Raw genomic sequence first — 17,967 nt, forward strand, 5'->3', positions numbered from 1 at the left:
ACCGGGCCGGAATGGGAGCGGTGCCATCGAGTCGGGGCCAATGGGTAAGAATGGGTAGGTCCGGAAATTCCGGGCCAGTAGACAAGGGAGCCATTGGTGCAGCAAGAGGAACCCGAGGCCGGCGCGCAACCGCTGACAGCGGCGCAGACCACTCCCGAAAGCCCCTGGCCGCTGCGCGTGCTCTCGGAGAAGCTCAAGGCCCACATCGAACGGGCACCCGAGGCCTGGATCGAGGGCCAGCTGCTCGAGGCGAACATCCGCAACGGGCACGCCTATCTGACCATGCGCGATGTCGACGTCGAATACTCGCTCCCGGTGAACATCTGGGCCTCGGTGATGCGTACCCTCGATGCCCGCCCGGAGGTCGGGGCCCGGGTGGTGGCCAAGGTCCGCCCCAGCTTCTATCTGAAGACCGGCCGGCTCTCGCTGAACGCCACCGACATGCGCCCGGTGGGCCTGGGCGACCTGTTGGCGCGGCTCGAACGGCTGCGCCGCGCACTGTTCGACGAGGGCCTCTTCGACCCCGCGCTGAAGCAGCCGCTGCCCGTACTGCCCGGTTGCATCGGGCTGATCACCGGGCGCGACTCGGATGCCCAGAAGGACGTCATCAAGAACGCGACGCTGCGTTGGCCCGCCGTGCGCTTCGAGGTCCGCAATACGGCGGTCCAGGGAGTGAACGCCGTCGCCGAGGTCATGGCGGCGCTGCGCGAGCTCGATGCCCGTCCCGATATCGACGTGATCATCATTGCCCGCGGCGGCGGAGCGCTGGAGGACCTGCTGCCGTTCAGCTCCGAGGAGCTGGTCCGTGCCGTGGCTGCCGCGAAAACCCCCGTGGTCTCGGCCATCGGGCACGAGGCGGACCGACCGATCCTCGACGACGTGGCCGACCTGCGCGCCTCCACCCCCACCGACGCTGCCAAGCGCGTGGTGCCGGACCTCGCCGAGGAGCAGGACCGCATCGTCCAAGCCCGGGAGCGGCTGGCGCGAGCCGTCTCGCACTTCGTGACACGCGAGACGCAGAACCTGGCCTCGCTGCGCGGCCGGCCGGTGCTGCTCTACCCCGAGACCATGATCCAGGCCCGTCGCGAGGACGTGTCCCGGTACCTCGACCGGTCGCTGGCGGCCATGCGCTCGGCCCTGGTGCGCGGAACCGACGCCATCGCACATCTCCGTGCCCAAGTCCGCGCGCTCTCCCCGCAGCAGACACTGGACCGCGGCTATGCGGTCATCCAGCTCGACGACGGCACTGTGGTGCGCGACGCCGGCCAGGCCCCGGTGGGAACCGGGATCGGGTTGCGCGTGGCCCGCGGCCGGCTCCGGGCCACCGTCACCGACACCGAACCAGCAACAGAAGGAAGCACCCAGCCATGAGCGAAGCACCGAACACCGATATCGCGCAAATGTCCTACGAACAGGCCCGCGAGGAACTCGTCTTGGCCGTGTCCCGGCTCGAGGCCGGCGGCGCCACGCTGGAGCAGTCGCTCGCGCTGTGGGAGCGCGGCGAGGCGCTTGCCGCGCGCTGCGAGAGCTGGCTACGGGGGGCACAGGCCCGCCTGGACGCGGCCCGGGGCACCGACACCGACACCGACACCGAGCAGTAAGGCTCAGGAGGCGTCCAGCCGCGCCTTTTCCGCCGCCACGTCGAAGGTGGCCGGCGGCCACTGCGGATCGATACCGCGCAGTGTAGCCACCAGCAAGTGTGCCACTGCCAGCCGGGCATACCATTTGTGGTTCGCGGGAACGACGAACCACGGGGCTGCCACGGTGCCGGTGCGCTCGATGGCGATCGCGTAGGCCCGCTGGTATTCGTCCCAGAAGGCCCGCTCGTCAATGTCGGAGGGGGCAAACTTCCAGTGTTTCTCGGGCCGGTCCAGCCGCTCTTCCAAGCGTTCGGCCTGCTCGTCCTTGGAGATGTGCAGCATGACCTTGACGATGCGGGTCCCGTTCGCCACGGCCTGGGCCTCGAAGTCGGCGATGGCCCCGTAGCGCCGCTCGATCTCCCCGGGGCTGGTGAAACCGCGCACCTTGTGGATCAGCACGTCCTCGTAGTGGGAGCGGTCGAAGACACCGATCATGCCCGGGCCCGGCATTTCCTTTCCAATGCGCCACAGGAAGTCATGCGCCTTTTCCTCCTCGGTGGGCGCCTTGAACGCGTGGTGGGCTACCCCCTGCGGGTCCACCGAACCGATCACATGGCGCACCACCCCGCCCTTGCCTGCCGTATCCATGCCCTGGAGCACCAGCAGCACCCGTTCTCCGGCCCCGAAGCGGGAGGCGGCGAAGAGCTTCTCCTGCAGTTCGTCGAGCTCGGCGTCCACCGCGTCAAGGGCCGCGGCACCGTCAGCCTTCTTACCCGTGAAGCCCGGCGTGGAGTTCGGGTCGACCGCCGCCAACGCGAAGCCCGGACCGGCGCCGAGCAGGGCGGCCGCGTTTGCCGCCAGCCGGCAGGGCTCGGTATCCGTCGTTTTCTGTGCGGTGGCGGCGGAAGCGCCCCGATGGTGTTTTCCCATGTGCGGTCCCTTGTTGCGCGTGCCGGTAGCTGTCCTACGTCATCCTGCCACCGCCGGGGTTCCCCTGGATAGCCCGAACGCCGGCACTCCGCCATGGGGCGGTGTGCCGGCGCCCCAGAGCCGGGAACGTTATTTGCGCATGTCCTGCAGGAAGTCGGCGATGCGTCCGACCGCGTCCTCGATCTCCCGCACGCCCGGCAGCAGCACCATGCGGAAGTGGTCGGGGGCGATCCAGTTGAACGCCGTACCGTGGGAAATCAGCAGCTTCTGTTGCTTGAGCAGTTCCAGCGCGAAGTCCTCATCGCTATGGATCGGGTAGACCTCCGGGTCCAGCCGCGGGAACAGGTACAGCGCACCCTTGGCCTGCTGCGTCGAGACGCCGGGGATCTCGTTGAGCAGCCGGTAGGCGGTGTCGCGTTGTTCCTTGAGCCGCCCGCCGGGCAGGATCAGGTCGTTGATCGACTGGTAGCCGCCCAGTGCCGTCTGGATCGCGTGCTGCGCCGGGACGTTGGCGCACAGGCGCATGTTGGTGAGCAGGTTGATGCCCTCGATGTAGTCCCCGGCCAGGTGCCGTGGCCCGGAGATGGCCATCCAGCCCGCCCGGAAACCGCAGACCCGGTAGGCCTTGGAGAGCCCGGAGAAGGTCATGATCAGCACGTCGTCGCACAGCGCGGCGGTGTTGATGTGCACGGCGTCGTCGTACAGGATCTTCTCGTAGATCTCATCCGAGAAGACCACCAGCGAGTGCTTCCGGGCCAGCTCGAGCATGCCCTCGAGAGTTTCCTTCGGGTAGACCGCTCCGGTGGGGTTGTTTGGGTTGATGATCACCAGGCCCTTGGTGCGCGGGGTGATCTTCGCTTCGATGTCCTGAAGGTCCGGCAGCCAGCCCTCCTCCTCGACATTGAGGTAGTGCACCGGCGTGCCGCCGGCCAGCGAGACCGAGGCGGTCCAGAGCGGGTAGTCCGGCGCCGGGATCAGGACCTCGTCGCCGTTGTTCAGCAGCGCGTTCAGCGAGAGCGTGATCAGTTCGGACACGCCGTTGCCCAGGTAGACGTCGTCGACGCCGATGGTCTGGATGCCGCGCGTCTGGTAGTACTGCGAGACGGCGGTGCGGGCGGAGAAGATGCCGCGCGAGTCCGAGTAGCCCTGCGCGTCGGGCAGGTTCCTGATCATGTCCACCAGGATCGCGTCCGGCGCCTCGAAGCCGAACGGCGCCGGGTTGCCGATGTTCAGCTTCAGGATGCGCTGGCCCTCGGCCTCCATCCGCTGCGCGTGCTCAAGCAGCGGCCCCCGGATATCGTAGAGAACGTTATGGAGCTTGGTGGACTGCTTGTATTCTGGCATTTGCCTAGCTTATGACAGTGCCCATGCCGGCGTGCCGATTGTGAGCAAGCCAACGCGCTCCGGCGCCCCGAGGCCCGTTGGCAACCACTTTGTTACAGGATCCGAGACGGTCCTAGCCGTTGAAGCCGTGGTCGGCGAGCCAGTAGTCGGCCGCCGTCTTGGGGTCCAGCGCGTCGGGTCCGCTCACTGCCCTGTTGATCTCCACCAGCTGCTCCTGGTCCAACTTGCGGGTGACGGCGTTGATCGTGTCGATGGCGTCCTGGCCCAGGTCCCGCGTGGTGACGAGCGGGGTGAACTGTTGGGCCGGGAAGAGCATCTTCGGATCATCCAGCGGCACCAGCGCATTGTCGGGGATCGAGGCGTCGCCCGCATCCAGCAGCGCCGCCTGGACCCGGTCGTCCAGCAGTCCTATGAGCAGCGCGTCGTCCGCCGGTTCGAGGGCGCGGAGCGATTCCGGCGTGCAGCCATAGTCTCCGGCCAGGTCCTTCGCCCCGGTTCCGGCCAGCACGAACGACGCCGGGGCGCCGAAGGCCAGCTCCGGGCAGAAGCGGCCGATGTCGTTGAGCGAGCGCAGCCCGTAGCGTTCGGCGGTCGCCGCCGTCACCGCCAGCACCTCCCGGTCATCCGCGGCCGCCGGAGGCAGCACGGCGAGGTCCTTGAGCGCCATTGCCCGCAGCTTGTCCATCGTCTGTGCGGCGCTGAGCCCGTCCGCCACGCCCGCCGTGTCCGGGGCGGCCGAGGACCCGCCGGGCGTGGCCTGCGGCTCAAGCACCGCATCGCCGGCATCGGTGAGCAGGTGCAGCAGGCCGGTGGAACCAAGCAACGCAGCATCGGCACCGCCATCGATGACCGTCCGGCCCGGTTCCGCCGCCGTTCCGTGGAACCGCGCATCGATTCCGGCGTGCTTCAGCGCTCCGACGAGGATATGGGCCAGGCCCTGCTCCGTCGCCGTTTCGCCGGAGCTGATTTCCAGTTGCCGTTCGGTGCTGCTCTGTGAGACCTGGACCGGGCTGGGCCCGGTACAGGAGGTGGTCAGCAGCGCGGCGGCCAGCGCTCCGGCCAGCCACGGAAGGCGGCGGCGTGCCGCTTTCACTTGCGCTCCTCCCGCTGGGCGAGGTAATCGGCTATCGCCGCATCGACCCGGGGAATCCGATTCAGGGCCGCTACCTGCTCGAAGGAGAACCATCCGGCCTCGCTGGTGCTGCCGCCGGTTTCGTGGCGCAGCTCCCCGGAGACCGTGTGCGCCCGGTACAGCACGGCTACCGTCTGCATCGGACGATCGGGGCCGCTGTAGCGCTTGGCCGCGGGGATCACCGCCGTCTGAACATCCAGCAGCTCATCCAGTTCCACCCGGTACCCGGTTTCCTCGGCCACTTCGCGTACCGCCGCGTTGCGCGTGGATTCACCGAGTTCGACTCCGCCGCCGGGCAGTACCCAGCGCGGAATGAAGCCGGGGTCGCTCCCCCGCATGTCCCACAGGGCAAGCAGGATCCGGTCCTCGTGGATCACCACGCAGTAGGCGGCCAAACGGGTATCGAAGCCGGGAACGGCCGCGGCGGGGGAAATACTCATTCATCCAGCGTAGCCGCCGATTCGACCGATGAAATGCCCGTGTGCACGCATGGACTGCTGATATGTGTTGAAATGTCTGTATGTCCGCTTTAGCTGCCCCTTCCGCGCCCCTGCCCCTTGACGCCGTCGACCGGCGCATCATCGCGGAGCTGGTGGCAGACGCCAAGATCAGCAATGCGACGCTGGCGCAACGCACCGGCATCGCCCCGTCCACCGCCCTGCTGCGCACCCGTCAGCTGGTCGAACGCGGTGTGCTGCTCGGCTACCACGCCGAGGTCAGCCTGCCCGCCGTCGGCCGCGGCGTCCAGGCCCTGATCTCGGTCAGGCTGCGCATCCACGATCGCGAGAAGATCGACATCTTCACCGAGCGGTTCCCCCGCCTGCCCGAGGTGCTCTCGATGTTCCATGTTTCCGGGGCCACCGACTACCTGCTGCACATCGCCGTGGCCTCCACCGATGCGCTGCGCGACTGGGTGCTGGACAACCTGGCCACCGACTCCTCCGTCGGCCACACCGAAACCACCCTGGTGTTCGGGCACCACAAGGGCCTCGGCGGCCCCGTTCCCGATCTGGATCCGGACACCGCTGCCGCGTAGCGCGCTACGCGTCAGCCTTGCGGCGCAGCAGCACGTAGCCGGCCACGCCCAGGCACCCGACGGCGACCATGACCATGAAGACCGGAACCGTTGCCGCGAGCGAGGAGGCGCCCGCCGCCGCTCCGAGCCCGAGCACCGGGACGGCGCTGCCCAGGTAGGTAAGCACGTAGACCGCGCTGATCGCCTGGGCGTGCGCCCGTGCCGGAACGGCAAGCGAGACGGCGTTGAACCCGATCCGGAACGCCACGCCCTGGGCCAGCCCCGCCACCACGGCCCCGACGACGAACAGCACCGGGGACGGAGCCCGGCCGGAGAACCCCATGGCCAGCGACGCCAATGACAGCACCAGCAGGGCCAGCACCAGGGCCCTGGCCGGGCGGTGGAAGTCGCGCCCGATGAACTGGCTCAGGGCCGACGCCGCCAAGACGAGCGCCGCCATCGCACCGGTGGGCAACCCGGGCGCCAGGCCGAATTCCGCGCTCAGGAACGCCGGCGCGAGGGCCAGCGCGAAGCCGAAGAGCGAAAAGGACAGGAAGCCGATGGCCCCGGCCACCCAGAACGGCGCGATCGCCTCGCGCGGCAGGGCCGGGCGCCGCGGCCGAAGCACCTTGTAGCCGGCCGCGGGAGTCGGATCCACGGCGGGCCTGGCCCTGATCACCAGCAGCGGGACCAGCAGCAGCGCCAGCGCGACGCCATGGACCAGGAAGGCCGTCCGGGTCGGGTTCGGCAGCAGCGCCAGCACTCCGCCCAGAACCGGTCCGCTGGCCACGCCCCCGGCCGAAATCAGCAGGGTCAGGCGCGAAGCCAGCTGCTGGTTGCCCGGAAGCAGCTCGCGCAGCGAGGCGCTGCAGGCTCCGGTGGCCAGCGCCACGGCGGCACCCTGCAGGATCCGGCCGGCCATCAACTGGGCCAGGCCGTCCGCCGTGCCGAAGACCAGCGTCCCGGCCAGGCCCAGTATCACGGCAACCGTCATCGCTGCACGTCGACCCAGGTAATCGGACCAGTGTCCGTAGACCAAAAGCCCGGCGATCAACGCAAAGACGTAGGAGGTGAAGCCCATCGTGGTGCCCAGGGCACCGAGGCCCAACCGGGCTTGGATCAGCGGGTACAACGGCGTGGCGAGGTTCGCCCCGATCAGCAGCAGACCCATCACTGCCATGGACAGGGCCAGCCGGGTGCGGGTTGACGCATTCCAGCCCAGTCGGAGTGACATGTCGGGTGTTTCCCGCATGCGTAGTTCATTGATGACAGTCATTGCTGACCTTCCGGGGTGCGAAGGCGGATGTGGCGCCACCGGGGATTTCCCATGGACACCACTTATTCTGCGCCATGCTAATCACTGGAGTTAGGTAGAGTTGCAGAATTGATCACGGTGATCACAATTACCGGGTCTCCACTCCGAGAAGGAACCACCATGCCCCATTTGGACGAGGTCGACGTGCGACTGCTGCTGGCCCTGCTGGAAGACCCGCGGGCACAGATCGGAGAATTGGCCACCGCCGTGGGCGTTGCCCGGAACACCGTCCAGGGCCGCATGGGCAAACTCGAACGTGCCGGCGCATTGCGCCAGGGCGGCCGGGAGGTGGACCTGAGCCTGCTGGGTTTCGACGTCCTGGCGTTCATCACCATCGAGGTGAACCACCGTGACCTGGATGCCGTGATCACCGAGCTGCGCGGACTGGACCAGGTGCTCGAGGTGCACGAAATTTCGGGCCGGGGCGATATCTGGTGCCGGTTCGCGGCACGCGATACCCATCATCTGCAGGCGGGGCTGCGCGAGGTCCTGCGATTGCCCGGCGTCATCCGCACCGAGACCTCGCTAGCGCTCGGGGAGCATATTCCGTACCGGACCCGCCCGCTGCTCGAACGCACGCTCGCCTCCCCACCGCGCTAACCGCCGGCCCCGTCATCCAGCACTGCCCCACACCGCGCCAAGGAAAGCCGCACGATGCCCGATCTTGCCCTCCAGCTGCACAGTTTCATCGACTCCCGCCCGGACTTCCCACGCCCGGAGCCGTCCTCGGCACGGGACTGGCTGGAACGAGCCCACGAACAGGCCTACGCCGATGATCCACGAGCCGCCCGCAGAGCCGTGGAGCGCGGGCTCGCCCTCGATCCCGAGCCGGCAACACGGCTGGCCCTGCTGGCTGCCGCAACCTCCATGGACGTGCAACTGGGCGATCAGGTCGCTGCCACCGGTCACCTGCGCGTACGGAATTCGCTGCTGCGCGACACCGGGCAACGGATCCTGGCCGAGGTCGAACGGGAACTGGGCACCGCGTATTTCGGACCAGTCACCGAGCTGATGGCCGCCCGGCTACGCGCCGCCGAACGGCGCCACGATCACCCTGGGACTCCCGACACGGTGCTCGCCGACCTCCGGATGCCGCTGGCCCTCTGGGACCTGGAACGGGGCGCCGAACCCCGAACCGACGTGCTGTTCACCTGTGCCAGGGCCTACCGCGACGCCGGGCAGCTCCTGTCGCTGGCCGACGCGCTGCTGGCACTGGCACCGGCGCTTGCCGCGGCCGGCGACGTTCCCGCGTCCCTGCACGCGCTGGAGGAACTGGCAGGGCTCGGTGGATCGACCGGCACCCGGGCCATGGCACTGATGGCCCGGGCCGGCATCCTGCGCGGGGACCGGAGGCCGGTCGAGGCCCGGTACGCGGCATTCGAGGCGCTGGAACTGTTCGACGAAGCGGGGATCCGGCGTGGCGCGATCTCCGCTGCCGTGCTGTTGGCCGAACTGGCGGGCGAGGACTTCGAGAACGAGGCTGCGCAACTGGCCTGGCGGATCGCCATCGACCAGGCCGAACGGGCGGAAACCGCCGAGTCCTGGGCCTTGCGGCTGGGTCTGGGCGAGCAACTGCTCTTTTCCGGCGACTGCGACGGCGCGGCCGCTCTCTTCTCCCGGCTGGCAACAGAGCTCCCCCGTGTTGATTCCCCCGCCACCCGGGCACGCATTCTCAGCAGCTGGGGCAACGCACTCTTCGCGCAGGCGGACCGGGCCGCCGCCCGCGAGGCCTGGGTCGGCGCCGCAGACCTCTACGCCGCCCACGGGCTGGAAGCTAACGCGGCATCCCTTCTGCTCACCGCCGGGCAGCTGGCACCTGCCGACATGCCGCCATTGGACGAGCCGGGACTCTTCGAGCAGGCCGTCCAGCTGGCCCTGAAGGCTCATGACCCGGACGGCGCCGTCCTGGCCCACGCCCTGCTGGCCCGCGGCGGCGCACTAGCCGCGAAGGGCACCGCCTCCGGTAAAAAAGACATCGAATCAGCCATCGCGTTGGCCCGCACGGCGGGAAATTCGCAGGCCGCCGCCCGCTTCGGCACCACCCTGGCCGACGCCCAAGCGGCCCTGGGCGATACCGCCACCGCCATCACCACGGCGCTTCAGGCGGCGGACGAGCTGCGGTCCCATGAGCTGCTCAACGACGCGGTGCGGGCCGAACTGCTGGCTGCCGAGTTGTTCATCGAAGCCGGGCTCACGGCCGACGCGGTCCGCCTCTACCGCAGCCTGAGCCGGGACGGGAGGCTGGACCCCGAACTGCTCCACGAGGTCCTGCAGCTGCTGGGCCACGGGCTGGACCTGCTGGGCGATGCTGCCGAATCGGCTGCCGCCTTCGCGCGGGCCGCTGCGATGCTGCGCCCGCCCGGTGAGTGACCCATGCCTTTCCCGGGGCTCAAACCCGGGAAAGGAGCGAGCGGGCAGCCGCCAGGCGGGCAACGGCCGCCGGTTCCCAGCCCGCACGCCCCGGTGTGCGGGCCCCGGCAATGAGCGACACGGCAACGGCGGCCGAGCGCGCCCACAGCGCAGCGGGGTCCACGTCCTCGGCGAATTTCGTCCCGAAGCGCTCCAGCGCGCCGGACAGGTGTTCGACGGTGCCGCCCAGGCTCGGCATGACGGCCATGTGCCCGAGCAGGCAGGCCAGGTCATCGACCCGGTACCCGGGGCCCAGCGAGTCCAGATCCAGCAGCCCGCGCACCGCTTCTTTGGAGACCAGCAGGTTCGCCTCGTAGAAGTCCCCATGCGCCGGGACCAGCGGACCGCGGTCGCTGCCCGCCAGCATGTCCTCGATCCGCGCTGCCAGATCCCGGATCGCTGCGGCTTCCCCGGGCAGCGTGGCCGTGGCCGCCTGAGCATAGCGCTGCAGCTTGTCGCTCCAGGCCGGGCGCGCCAGCAGGCCCATGACCTCCGGTGGCAGCGCATCGAGCAGGTCGGCCAGCCGCGCCGGCTCCATCCCGGCGGCACCGTCCAGGTGCAGGGCCCTGCCCAGTGATTCTCCGGGCATCCCGGTGAGCGCCACGATGTGCCGGTACGGCTCGCCCACGACGGCGGGCACCGGCAGGCCCGCATCCCCCAGCATCATGTGCCGGTTGACCAGGGGCATGTCCTGGCCGGGTCGCAAGACCTTCAGGAACAGTGTGCGCTGCGCGTGCACCGGTCCGCGGGTTTCAAACCTGGCCCTGATGACAGCACGACGCAGCGGACGGTAGGCGAGGGTATGTAGCTGAAGCAACCGGTCCCCGTCGGCCCACCGGGCCGCGACACCGTGCGCATCCTGCGCAGCGGCCAGGCCCGGCAGGTGCGGGTCATCCGGGTCGCGCCAGGCGCTGACGGTGAGTTTCTCCCCGGTAACCGGGCGGCGCACCTTGACCCTGGCCAGGCCGCGTCGGGCGGAAAGCGGTTCGGTGCTTGCCCCGATGAACGCGAAGTCGCTACCCGGCGGCATGGCATATAGTCCCGAGACCCCGGCGCCGGGCCGGTGCTGGAAACGGATCTCGGACGTCTCCGGGCTCCAACCGGCGGGGAGCTGGGTTCCCCGGAAGCGGGCGGCCAGGCGGCGCACCCCGGCATGCAACACGGCCCGCTCCGGCGATCGGCCAGGTTCCGGTTCCATCGCGCCGTGGACCCTAGGCGCGCCTGCGCTGCATGACGTCGTCCAGGTTGATGCGTACCGGGACGATCGGCGTCTTGACCACGGGAAGCTCGGATTCGCCGGCGGTGATGACCTCGGCCGCACGTTCCTGCTGGCGCAGGCTCACATTGTTCTTCGGGATCTTCATCTCGGCCTCGGGAAGCGCCTCGGGGGCCGGGCGGGCAGCCATGTTGGCCTTGACGTACTGCGGAAGCGGCACTTGCACCGGCTCCCAGCCTGCCGGGCGCTGCACGGCGATGCCCCTTTCGGCGACGCGTCGGGCCTCGGCGCGCAGTTCCTCCACCGTCAGCATCGGAGGGCGCTTGCCGGATCCGGGCTGGGCGTCGAAGACTTCGGCCTCACGCTTGGGTTCGGCGGCGCTTGCCACGGGAGCGGAGGTGAAGGCCTCACGGCGGGCCGCCTCCAGCCGGGCCAGCATCTTACGCCGGCGGTCGCCCACCGCCAGCGAACGCAGTGTGGCAAAGCATCCGCCCAGGGCCAGCAGGCCCAGCACCGGAACCCAGCCGGAGAACACTCCGAGCGGGGCCAACACCAGTCCAACGAGCACCGTCAGGATGGAAAAGACTCCGAGCACCGCCACTGCGAGGCGCCCATGGCGAATCCGCAGCGGAGCTGGTCGCACGTGTTCGCGTGCGGCGGAAGCTGGCGTTGCTGCGATTCCCATGGAATGTCTCCGTCTGCTGGCGGCTGTTGTCGGTGTGGACGGCCGCGTTGCCTGGCGCCGACGAACTGTCTTGGAACGTCCACGTCAACCACGTTAATGCCGTTTTGCCCGGAGTTCAGGCATTGCGCCCGGTGTGTCCGCGAATACCATGTTTTTCAACACCTTCTCAGCGGCCCCCGGATCCCCCGCGCCAGCGCGCCAAAAGCCCCTCCGGGACTTCCTCGCTGGTCAGCGCAAAGGTTCGGTGATCGGCCCAAGCCCCGTTGATGTGCAGGTAACGTTCACGCAACCCCTCATCGCGGAAGCCCAGCTTCTGCACCACGCGCAACGATGCCGCGTTTTCCGGGCGAATGTTGATCTCCATCCGATGCAGGCCCAGCGTCCCGAAGCAGTGGTCGGTTGCCAGCGCGACGGCCGTGGGAACGATGCCGTGCCCGGCACACGAGGAATCCACCCAATAACCCAGCGATGCGCTGCGGGCCGCGCCGTAGGAAATTCCCGACACCGTCAGTTGGCCCACGATCGGTACCCGGGACAGCAAGGGGTCCCGCCGGGTGATCAGCCAGGGAAGGCAATGCCCGGATCGGGCCTGCCGGTTCAGCCCGGAAACCATCTCCCCGTAGGTGGGAGCAGTCCCGTCGGGCACCGGCTGGCTGGGTTCCCAGGGGGCGAGCCAGCTGGCGTTGACCCGGCGCAGGTGCATCCATTCGTGTTTGTCCCCGCGCCTGATCGGGCGCAACACGATGTCGCCGCCATCGACGTTGACGGGCCATTGACGCGCGGAAAATGCCATGGTGCAAGTCTATCCACGTCTAGACTAGAGCCGTGGATGAGATTGCTGCGAAGGACGCCATCAGGAGCGGGTTGCGCGCCGCCCGTCGGGAGCTGGAACCAGCGGCCCGGCAGGCGCAAATGGATGCGGCGGGCGCCCATCTGATCGACTGGCTCGACAAGAACGCCGTCCACCGCACGGTGACCGCGTTCCTGTCCTATGGAGCCGAACCGCCAACAGGGAAGCTGCTCACTGCGCTGCACGCCCGCGGATACCGGGTCCTGGTGCCGATCTGCGAACCGGAACGACGCCTGAGCTGGGCTGCTTGGTACCCGGGCATCGACATGGCCCGCTGCGCCGTGGCACCGATCGATGAACCCGTCGGGCCACGATTCGACGCCTCCGTCATGCCACTGGTCGATGCGGTGCTGGTGCCCGCCCAGGCGGTGGATTCCAACGGGGACAGGCTGGGCCAGGGTGGCGGCTACTACGACCGTTTCATCGCCTCCCTCGATGCAGCGGCATCCCGTCCTGCCCTGCTGGCGGTGGTCTACGAACACGAGCTGGTGGAACCTGGTTCCTTCCCGGTCCAGGAGTTCGACCGCCGCGTCGATGCCGTGTTCACGGCCGCCGGGCGGCGTACCTTCGGGGTGTAGGGACCGGCCCATGGGTTAGAATTGCCATGCTGAAGGCCGGAGTGCCGCAGTTCCGAACGGCCCATTGAAGCGCCGTCGGTCGGCAACCACGCCACACCCCTTGCGAAAGGAACCCCCACTCCACCATGCCTACCTACGTATACGCCTGCAAGGACTGCGAGCACGCTTTCGAGATCGTTCAGGCGTTCAGCGATGATTCGCTGACAGTCTGTCCCGAATGCAACGGCTCGCTGCGCAAGAAGTTCAACAGTGTTGGAGTGGTCTTCAAGGGATCGGGCTTCTACCGCACCGATTCGCGTTCCAGCTCCTCTTCCACCGCTCCCGCTGCCCCCGCGGCTCCCGCCAAGGCACCGGCCGCCGCACCGGCCAAGACCGCCAGCAGCACCTCGGCCTGATTCCCGCAAGCGGGTGCACCTGCCCCGCACCGGCTGGGCTGCGATCGCGCCGTTTCCACACCACGCAGAAACTCCCGTCCATTGGACGGGAGTTTCTGCGTTGATGAATGGATGAACCTCTTCCGCCGCCCCAGCGTGAACACCGGCATTCGCCGTCCACCGCGACGTTCCGGACACGAACTGTTGACCGTGTACCGGCGCCCGATCTCGGCACTGCTTGCCGCCGCATCATTGGCTTGCGCCTTGGTAGTACTGGCACCGGACCGGCCACCGGACGCCGAAGTCCTGGTTGCGGCTGCCGATCTCCCCGCCGGGCGGCCCCTTTCCGCCGGCGACTTGGTCTCCCGATCCGTGGCCAAGGCTCTGCTGCCCGCCGATGTGTTCGGGGATGAACGGGCCGTGCTGGGCCGTCAACTGGCGGTGCCGCTGCGCGCCGGTTCGGCGCTCTATGCGACGTTGCTGCTCGGGCCGGGACTGCTGGCCGGAACTGCTCCGGGAACTGCGGCTGTGCCGCTGCGACTGGCCGATGCCCAAGCAGTTCCGCTGCTGGGTGCCGGCCAATTGGTCGATGTCCTGCTGACGGAGGGCGATGGCGTGGCCCGGGCTCCCATCACCACCGTGCTGGCCCGCGGAGTGCCGGTGCTTTGGACTGGCGGAACGGACGAATCCGGCGAGTTGTTTTCCGGGGGCGAGAGCGCCAACACGCTGATAGTGGTGGCAGCCGCTCCTCGGGAGGCCCAGGTGCTCGCGGGAGCCGAAAACCGCGGCAGCCTTTCGGTGTTGTTAGTCGGTGCGGGCGCCGCTACCGGGCCCTGATCCCGGTTAACGATCCGCTCTGGGTCCGGGAGCGATGGCCGCCTCATGTCTTTTTCCTTTTTGCTGCGATGTCTTCTTGCCAGGCCTTCCAGCATGAGTAGGAAATTCGCCACCGCTCTGCGTCATGGCACATTTGCATCGTGTTATCGATGGGAACGATGACAGTGCGTTGCTTCCATCGGCCAGGCAAAACGTGGCTGACGAAAAGCATGGGCACCCCGGTAAGTTTTAAGTTCTCACGCCACCAGGCTTATCCGGAGTTATCCGGGCGAGCTACCACTCTGCTCAATCGCGTTTTCCAATTCAGCAGCGCCAGCATCGCGAAGGTCGAATTCGAGGAGAGCGCCACGGTGAAACTCACCGCCCGCAAGAAGCTTTCCGGCCCGCACTGCTCCTTCACGACCAAGGCCGGATACGACACCCGCTGGACCGAATCCACGTGGCGGCATCTGGATATGGGAGGCATGCCCCTGGTCCTGAACATGCTCCGCCGGCGGCTGCGCTGCCACGAGCATGGAGTCGTGGTCCAGGCGGTGCAGTTCGCCCGCCCGCCCTCGCGGCTCCCAGAGACTTCGAGGACCTCCTCGCCGGGGTCTGATCACGCACACCGACAAGAGCAGCGCCTCCACCTTCGCCAACGCCACTGCCTTCGCCAGGGTCGCCTGTGGACGCGTCGTGGGCGAACAACTCGACGACACGCGCTTCGAGGGTTTGGAGAGCCTGGGCGTGGACGAAACCTCCCGGAAAAAGCACCACGACACCTCACCCTGGTCTCGGACCACGAGACCGCAACCATCTGCTGGGGAGTGGCTGGGAAGAACGCTGCCACCCTGGATAGGGTCTTCACGGGCATCGGACCCAAGGCATGGAAGCTGTCAGCATGGACCGTGGAGCGGGATTCATTAAATCCATCACGGAGAGCGCACCCCAGGCAGCCATCTGCATCGATCCATTCCCTTGCGTTCAGCTCGGAACCAACGCGTTGGAGGCCGTGAGGCGTCAGTTCTGGCAACGAACCCGGGTACTGCCGGATCAGTCCTTCGCTAATAAGTACAAGGGCAGCTGCTACGCGCTCCTGAAAACCCCGAGAACCTCACCGACAAAGAGCAGACCACGTTGGAGCAGATGCGTGCCGACGGAGGGGAACCCGGGTAGACGGGCCAGCACAAGGAATCCCTGCGGGAAGCCTTCTCCGGTGACCCGGAGACCGAGGACGTCATGGGGATGACCAGCGACTGGTACCAAGCCGCAACAGGCAGTGGGATGGCACCATTCATGAAGGCTGGCGCGACCCTGCGCTGACACTTGGACGGCATCTATCAGGCGGCCACCCGCCCGCTGGGCAACGGAACACATGAAGTCCGCAACAACCAGACCATGACCCGACGCTCCTACCGGTTGCGCTCCCCCGAGGCCGCGCTGTCACTGATCATGTTCACCTGCGGACCGGTGGAGATCAGGCTGCCACTTCAGAAATACTGGCACCCACACTCACGTCAGGAGAACCTCTTTGAGCTTGTCGTGCCAGGTCTTCTGTTGCATATCCATGGCATGGCATAATCCGGGCCCCTCACCGGATCATACCCGCCCCCTGGTTTCGTTCGATGATGATGGGGTTAAGGACCCCTGCCCGGAACAGCCATGCCAGGCCGGCCTTCGGTGGTAACGATGGTTGCTTCGGAGCTTCGTCCTGGATGACGAGGATCTGGAGCTCGCCGCGAAACGGAGCGTTGATCGCAACCGGCTCGGGCTTGCTTTGCAGTTGGCGGCCATCCGATATCTGTGCACGTTTCTGGAGGATCCTCCTTGGCCTAGCGACGTTAGACTCTGGAGCATGATTCCTTCTTCGGAAGATCCTTCCCGTCCTGCTGCCGATATTGGTGCCGGAGGGAAACAATCCAGTTTCCGGACGGAACTCGATCGTCAGCGATACACTGCCGTCAACGAGGATTGGGCTGGCGGCGTGCCCGCCCAATATGGTGTGGCTCCCCGGGTACGAATCGGTCAATCCAAATGGTTCAACCTGCTGTGGCTGATCCCGATCGGGTTTCTGCTGCTGTTGGTCGCCGTCGCTGTTGCCACGGGCATCCGGGGACTCCCTGCGGTACAGGATTTCATGCACCGGTATCCGGGCATCTCGGAACTTCCCGGTGACGCGCCCGTCGGGTTCCCCGCCTGGGTCGGCTGGCAACATTTTTTGAACATGTTCTTCATGCTCTTCATCATCCGTTCGGGGATCACAATCCTCGCTGACCATCCACGGCTTTACTGGACCAGACACTCCACCCCCGGCAAAGACTGGTTCCGGGTCCAGAAGCCGGTCCCCGCAAACCCGCTCTACACGGCTAAGGAGGACTCGATCACCCTGCCGGACGGTGTCGGCCTGCCGGGACGCCGGCACTCCATCGGCTTGGCCAGATGGTGGCATCTGGGTGTCGATACCCTCTGGCTGGCAAACGGCATCGTCTTCTTCATCCTGCTTTTCACGACAGGACAGTGGATGCGCCTGGTTCCGCTGCACTGGGACGTCATCCCGAATGCGATCTCCGTGGCGATCCAATATCTGTCGCTGGACTGGCCCGTCGAGAGCGGGTGGATCAACTACAACAGCCTGCAACTGATCGCGTACTTCATCACGGTCTTCATCGCCGCCCCGATCGCCCTCGTTTCGGGACTTGGGATGTCACCGGCCCTCTCCACCCGGTTCCGGCGAATCAGTTCCATTTTCAGCATCCAAGTCGCCCGGTCGCTGCATTTTATGGTCCTGTGTTGGTTCGTAATGTTCATCGTCATTCACATTGCCCTCGTGCTGACCACCGGCGTCCTCCAGAACTTGAACCACATGTTCGCCTCACAGAGCACCGGATCATGGGCTGGTTTCTGGATTTTCGCTCTCGCCATGGTCGTCCTCATTGCCGCCTGGGTGGTGGCAACCCCCGTCACCTATAAGCATCCGCGGGTTGTTCAGAAGGTCGGCTTCGCCCTGATCGGGCCGGCACAACGGCTGTTCGAGCACATCGATGCCAAGCCGGGCCAATACACGGAAAAGGACATCTCCCCGTACTTCTGGCACAACGGCAACTATCCCGACACCGAGGAATACAAGGAACTGCTGGCCGGCAATTTCACAAACTACAAACTGCGCGTCAACGGGCTCGTTGAGAACCCGGTGGAGCTGGATCTGGCGCAGTTGCGGGCATTGGACCGTCACGAGCAAATAACCCAGCATTTCTGCATCCAGGGCTGGTCCGGTGTTGCCAAATGGGGCGGCGTTTCCATGCAGACCATCCTGGACATGGTGAGGCCGAACCCGGAGGCAAAGTGGGTGATCTTCTACTCCTTCGCGCTCGGCCCAGAAGGCGGTCTCTATTATGATGCCCAGGCCATCGAGCAGATGGGTCGCCGTCTGACCATGGTGGCCTATGACATGAACGACGCCCCTTTGTCATTTGGCCATGGTGCGCCTTTGCGGCTACGCAACGAAGCCGAGCTTGGCTTCAAGATGGTCAAGTGGATCAAGGGAATCGAGTTCGTCGAAAATTTCGCAGATATCGGTGGCGGTCTCGGGGGATACAACAACGACCACGAATTCTTTGGCTACCGTCAATCGATCTAGGTACGAACTCCTGATGGCAACCGTCTGCTGAACCTCGGCGCCTGCTTCACCTCCGGCCATCAGAGGCGCAAAGCCGAGCGCGACAG

At 66.9% G+C, this 17,967-nt stretch carries 18 protein-coding genes and 3 pseudogenes; 13 read left to right on the top strand and 8 right to left on the bottom strand.

Annotated elements, in window-relative coordinates; genetic code table 11:
* Positions 1 to 96 precede the first annotated feature (96 nt).
* Positions 97 to 1,371 (top strand): exodeoxyribonuclease VII large subunit, encoded by a 1,275-nt coding sequence (gene xseA / locus E9229_RS00105; protein ID WP_183509174.1) that lies wholly within the window; start codon positions 97 to 99, stop codon positions 1,369 to 1,371.
* Positions 1,368 to 1,601, top strand: coding sequence for an exodeoxyribonuclease VII small subunit (locus E9229_RS00110; protein ID WP_183509176.1), 234 nt, complete (start codon positions 1,368 to 1,370; stop codon positions 1,599 to 1,601). Before xseA ends, E9229_RS00110 begins: the two co-directional genes overlap by 4 nt.
* Positions 1,602 to 1,604: 3 nt before the next feature.
* Here E9229_RS00110 and E9229_RS00115 read toward each other — a convergent pair whose 3' ends face one another.
* The 4 genes from E9229_RS00115 to E9229_RS00130 form a co-directional block, all read right to left on the bottom strand.
* The gene (locus E9229_RS00115; protein ID WP_183509177.1) at positions 1,605 to 2,510 is read right to left on the bottom strand and encodes a PPK2 family polyphosphate kinase; all 906 of its coding nucleotides are present in this window, start codon (positions 2,508 to 2,510) and stop codon (positions 1,605 to 1,607) included.
* Between the two features lie 129 nt (positions 2,511 to 2,639).
* Positions 2,640 to 3,854: a pyridoxal phosphate-dependent aminotransferase gene (locus E9229_RS00120; protein ID WP_183509178.1), complete on the bottom strand. Its 1,215-nt coding sequence runs from the start codon at positions 3,852 to 3,854 to the stop codon at positions 2,640 to 2,642.
* A 112-nt stretch (positions 3,855 to 3,966) separates the two neighbouring features.
* Positions 3,967 to 4,947, bottom strand: coding sequence for a glycine betaine ABC transporter substrate-binding protein (locus E9229_RS00125; protein ID WP_183509180.1), 981 nt, complete (start codon positions 4,945 to 4,947; stop codon positions 3,967 to 3,969).
* Positions 4,944 to 5,426 (bottom strand): NUDIX hydrolase, encoded by a 483-nt coding sequence (locus E9229_RS00130; protein WP_183509181.1) that lies wholly within the window; start codon positions 5,424 to 5,426, stop codon positions 4,944 to 4,946. Before E9229_RS00130 ends, E9229_RS00125 begins: the two co-directional genes overlap by 4 nt.
* A gap of 80 nt (positions 5,427 to 5,506) precedes the next feature.
* Between E9229_RS00130 and E9229_RS00135 the strand changes: the two genes are divergently transcribed.
* On the top strand, positions 5,507 to 6,022 hold the full coding sequence (locus tag E9229_RS00135) for an Lrp/AsnC family transcriptional regulator (RefSeq protein WP_183509182.1): 516 nt from the start codon (positions 5,507 to 5,509) through the stop codon (positions 6,020 to 6,022).
* A gap of 4 nt (positions 6,023 to 6,026) precedes the next feature.
* On the opposite strand, the gene E9229_RS00140 is transcribed toward E9229_RS00135, so the two are convergent.
* Positions 6,027 to 7,253 (bottom strand): MFS transporter, encoded by a 1,227-nt coding sequence (locus tag E9229_RS00140; RefSeq protein WP_246380277.1) that lies wholly within the window; start codon positions 7,251 to 7,253, stop codon positions 6,027 to 6,029.
* A gap of 183 nt (positions 7,254 to 7,436) precedes the next feature.
* On the opposite strand from E9229_RS00140, the gene E9229_RS00145 reads away from it, so the two are divergent.
* Together E9229_RS00145 and E9229_RS00150 are read left to right on the top strand one after the other, a co-directional pair.
* Entirely contained in the window at positions 7,437 to 7,916 is a 480-nt protein-coding gene (locus tag E9229_RS00145) for an Lrp/AsnC family transcriptional regulator (RefSeq protein ID WP_183509185.1), read from the top strand.
* A 54-nt stretch (positions 7,917 to 7,970) separates the two neighbouring features.
* Positions 7,971 to 9,686 (top strand): hypothetical protein, encoded by a 1,716-nt coding sequence (locus tag E9229_RS00150; RefSeq protein WP_183509186.1) that lies wholly within the window; start codon positions 7,971 to 7,973, stop codon positions 9,684 to 9,686.
* 19 nt (positions 9,687 to 9,705) lie between these two features.
* On the opposite strand, the gene E9229_RS00155 is transcribed toward E9229_RS00150, so the two are convergent.
* From E9229_RS00155 to E9229_RS00165, 3 genes are all read right to left on the bottom strand, one after another.
* Positions 9,706 to 10,923 carry a phosphotransferase gene (locus E9229_RS00155; RefSeq protein ID WP_183509187.1) on the bottom strand — a complete coding sequence of 406 codons (1,218 nt, stop codon included), beginning with the start codon at positions 10,921 to 10,923 and terminating at the stop codon, positions 9,706 to 9,708.
* Positions 10,924 to 10,936: 13 nt separating this feature from the next.
* Positions 10,937 to 11,626 carry a hypothetical protein gene (locus tag E9229_RS00160; protein WP_183509188.1) on the bottom strand — a complete coding sequence of 230 codons (690 nt, stop codon included), beginning with the start codon at positions 11,624 to 11,626 and terminating at the stop codon, positions 10,937 to 10,939.
* Positions 11,627 to 11,792: 166 nt separating this feature from the next.
* Complete coding sequence (locus E9229_RS00165; protein WP_183509190.1) at positions 11,793 to 12,419, bottom strand: GNAT family N-acetyltransferase; 627 nt, start codon at positions 12,417 to 12,419, stop codon at positions 11,793 to 11,795.
* A gap of 32 nt (positions 12,420 to 12,451) precedes the next feature.
* Here E9229_RS00165 and E9229_RS00170 point away from each other — a divergent pair, with 32 nt between their 5' ends.
* The 8 genes and pseudogenes from E9229_RS00170 (at position 12,452) to E9229_RS00200 (ending at position 17,881) form a co-directional block, all read left to right on the top strand.
* On the top strand, positions 12,452 to 13,054 hold the full coding sequence (locus tag E9229_RS00170; RefSeq protein ID WP_183509191.1) for a 5-formyltetrahydrofolate cyclo-ligase: 603 nt from the start codon (positions 12,452 to 12,454) through the stop codon (positions 13,052 to 13,054).
* A 125-nt stretch (positions 13,055 to 13,179) separates the two neighbouring features.
* A complete protein-coding gene (locus E9229_RS00175; RefSeq protein WP_183509192.1) occupies positions 13,180 to 13,449 on the top strand; it encodes an FmdB family zinc ribbon protein in 270 nt (89 codons plus the stop codon).
* A 111-nt stretch (positions 13,450 to 13,560) separates the two neighbouring features.
* Complete coding sequence (locus E9229_RS00180) at positions 13,561 to 14,265, top strand: RcpC/CpaB family pilus assembly protein (protein WP_183509194.1); 705 nt, start codon at positions 13,561 to 13,563, stop codon at positions 14,263 to 14,265.
* A gap of 209 nt (positions 14,266 to 14,474) precedes the next feature.
* A pseudogene (locus E9229_RS19940) lies at positions 14,475 to 14,768 on the top strand (transposase family protein); the annotation flags it as partial.
* Between the two features lie 359 nt (positions 14,769 to 15,127).
* Positions 15,128 to 15,493 (top strand): annotated as a pseudogene (locus E9229_RS19945) (transposase); the annotation flags it as partial.
* Positions 15,494 to 15,570: 77 nt separating this feature from the next.
* Entirely contained in the window at positions 15,571 to 15,825 is a 255-nt protein-coding gene (locus E9229_RS00195; RefSeq protein WP_183509198.1) for a hypothetical protein, read from the top strand.
* Positions 15,826 to 15,937: 112 nt separating this feature from the next.
* Positions 15,938 to 16,057, top strand: a pseudogene (locus tag E9229_RS19950) (DUF4158 domain-containing protein); the annotation flags it as partial.
* A gap of 42 nt (positions 16,058 to 16,099) precedes the next feature.
* Entirely contained in the window at positions 16,100 to 17,881 is a 1,782-nt protein-coding gene (locus E9229_RS00200; RefSeq protein ID WP_246380279.1) for a molybdopterin-dependent oxidoreductase, read from the top strand.
* The last annotated feature ends 86 nt before the right edge of the window (positions 17,882 to 17,967 follow it).

Origin of the sequence: Paeniglutamicibacter cryotolerans (assembly GCF_014190875.1) — a bacterium.
Classification (GTDB): domain Bacteria; phylum Actinomycetota; class Actinomycetes; order Actinomycetales; family Micrococcaceae; genus Paeniglutamicibacter; species Paeniglutamicibacter cryotolerans.

What these genes read in the sequence shown, in the direction of transcription:
- E9229_RS00110 (WP_183509176.1), top strand. Translation starts at nt 1,368, where the DNA reads ATGAGCGAAGCACCGAACACCGATATCGCGCAAATGTCCTACGAACAG.
- E9229_RS00115 (WP_183509177.1), bottom strand. Translation starts at nt 2,510, where the DNA reads ATGGGAAAACACCATCGGGGCGCTTCCGCCGCCACCGCACAGAAAACG.
- E9229_RS00120 (WP_183509178.1), bottom strand. Translation starts at nt 3,854, where the DNA reads ATGCCAGAATACAAGCAGTCCACCAAGCTCCATAACGTTCTCTACGAT.
- E9229_RS00130 (WP_183509181.1), bottom strand. Translation starts at nt 5,426, where the DNA reads ATGAGTATTTCCCCCGCCGCGGCCGTTCCCGGCTTCGATACCCGTTTG.
- E9229_RS00135 (WP_183509182.1), top strand. Translation starts at nt 5,507, where the DNA reads ATGTCCGCTTTAGCTGCCCCTTCCGCGCCCCTGCCCCTTGACGCCGTC.
- E9229_RS00140 (WP_246380277.1), bottom strand. Translation starts at nt 7,253, where the DNA reads ATGCGGGAAACACCCGACATGTCACTCCGACTGGGCTGGAATGCGTCA.
- E9229_RS00145 (WP_183509185.1), top strand. Translation starts at nt 7,437, where the DNA reads ATGCCCCATTTGGACGAGGTCGACGTGCGACTGCTGCTGGCCCTGCTG.
- E9229_RS00150 (WP_183509186.1), top strand. Translation starts at nt 7,971, where the DNA reads ATGCCCGATCTTGCCCTCCAGCTGCACAGTTTCATCGACTCCCGCCCG.
- E9229_RS00155 (WP_183509187.1), bottom strand. Translation starts at nt 10,923, where the DNA reads ATGGAACCGGAACCTGGCCGATCGCCGGAGCGGGCCGTGTTGCATGCC.
- E9229_RS00160 (WP_183509188.1), bottom strand. Translation starts at nt 11,626, where the DNA reads ATGGGAATCGCAGCAACGCCAGCTTCCGCCGCACGCGAACACGTGCGA.
- E9229_RS00165 (WP_183509190.1), bottom strand. Translation starts at nt 12,419, where the DNA reads ATGGCATTTTCCGCGCGTCAATGGCCCGTCAACGTCGATGGCGGCGAC.
- E9229_RS00175 (WP_183509192.1), top strand. Translation starts at nt 13,180, where the DNA reads ATGCCTACCTACGTATACGCCTGCAAGGACTGCGAGCACGCTTTCGAG.
- E9229_RS00180 (WP_183509194.1), top strand. Translation starts at nt 13,561, where the DNA reads ATGAACCTCTTCCGCCGCCCCAGCGTGAACACCGGCATTCGCCGTCCA.
- E9229_RS00200 (WP_246380279.1), top strand. Translation starts at nt 16,100, where the DNA reads ATGATTCCTTCTTCGGAAGATCCTTCCCGTCCTGCTGCCGATATTGGT.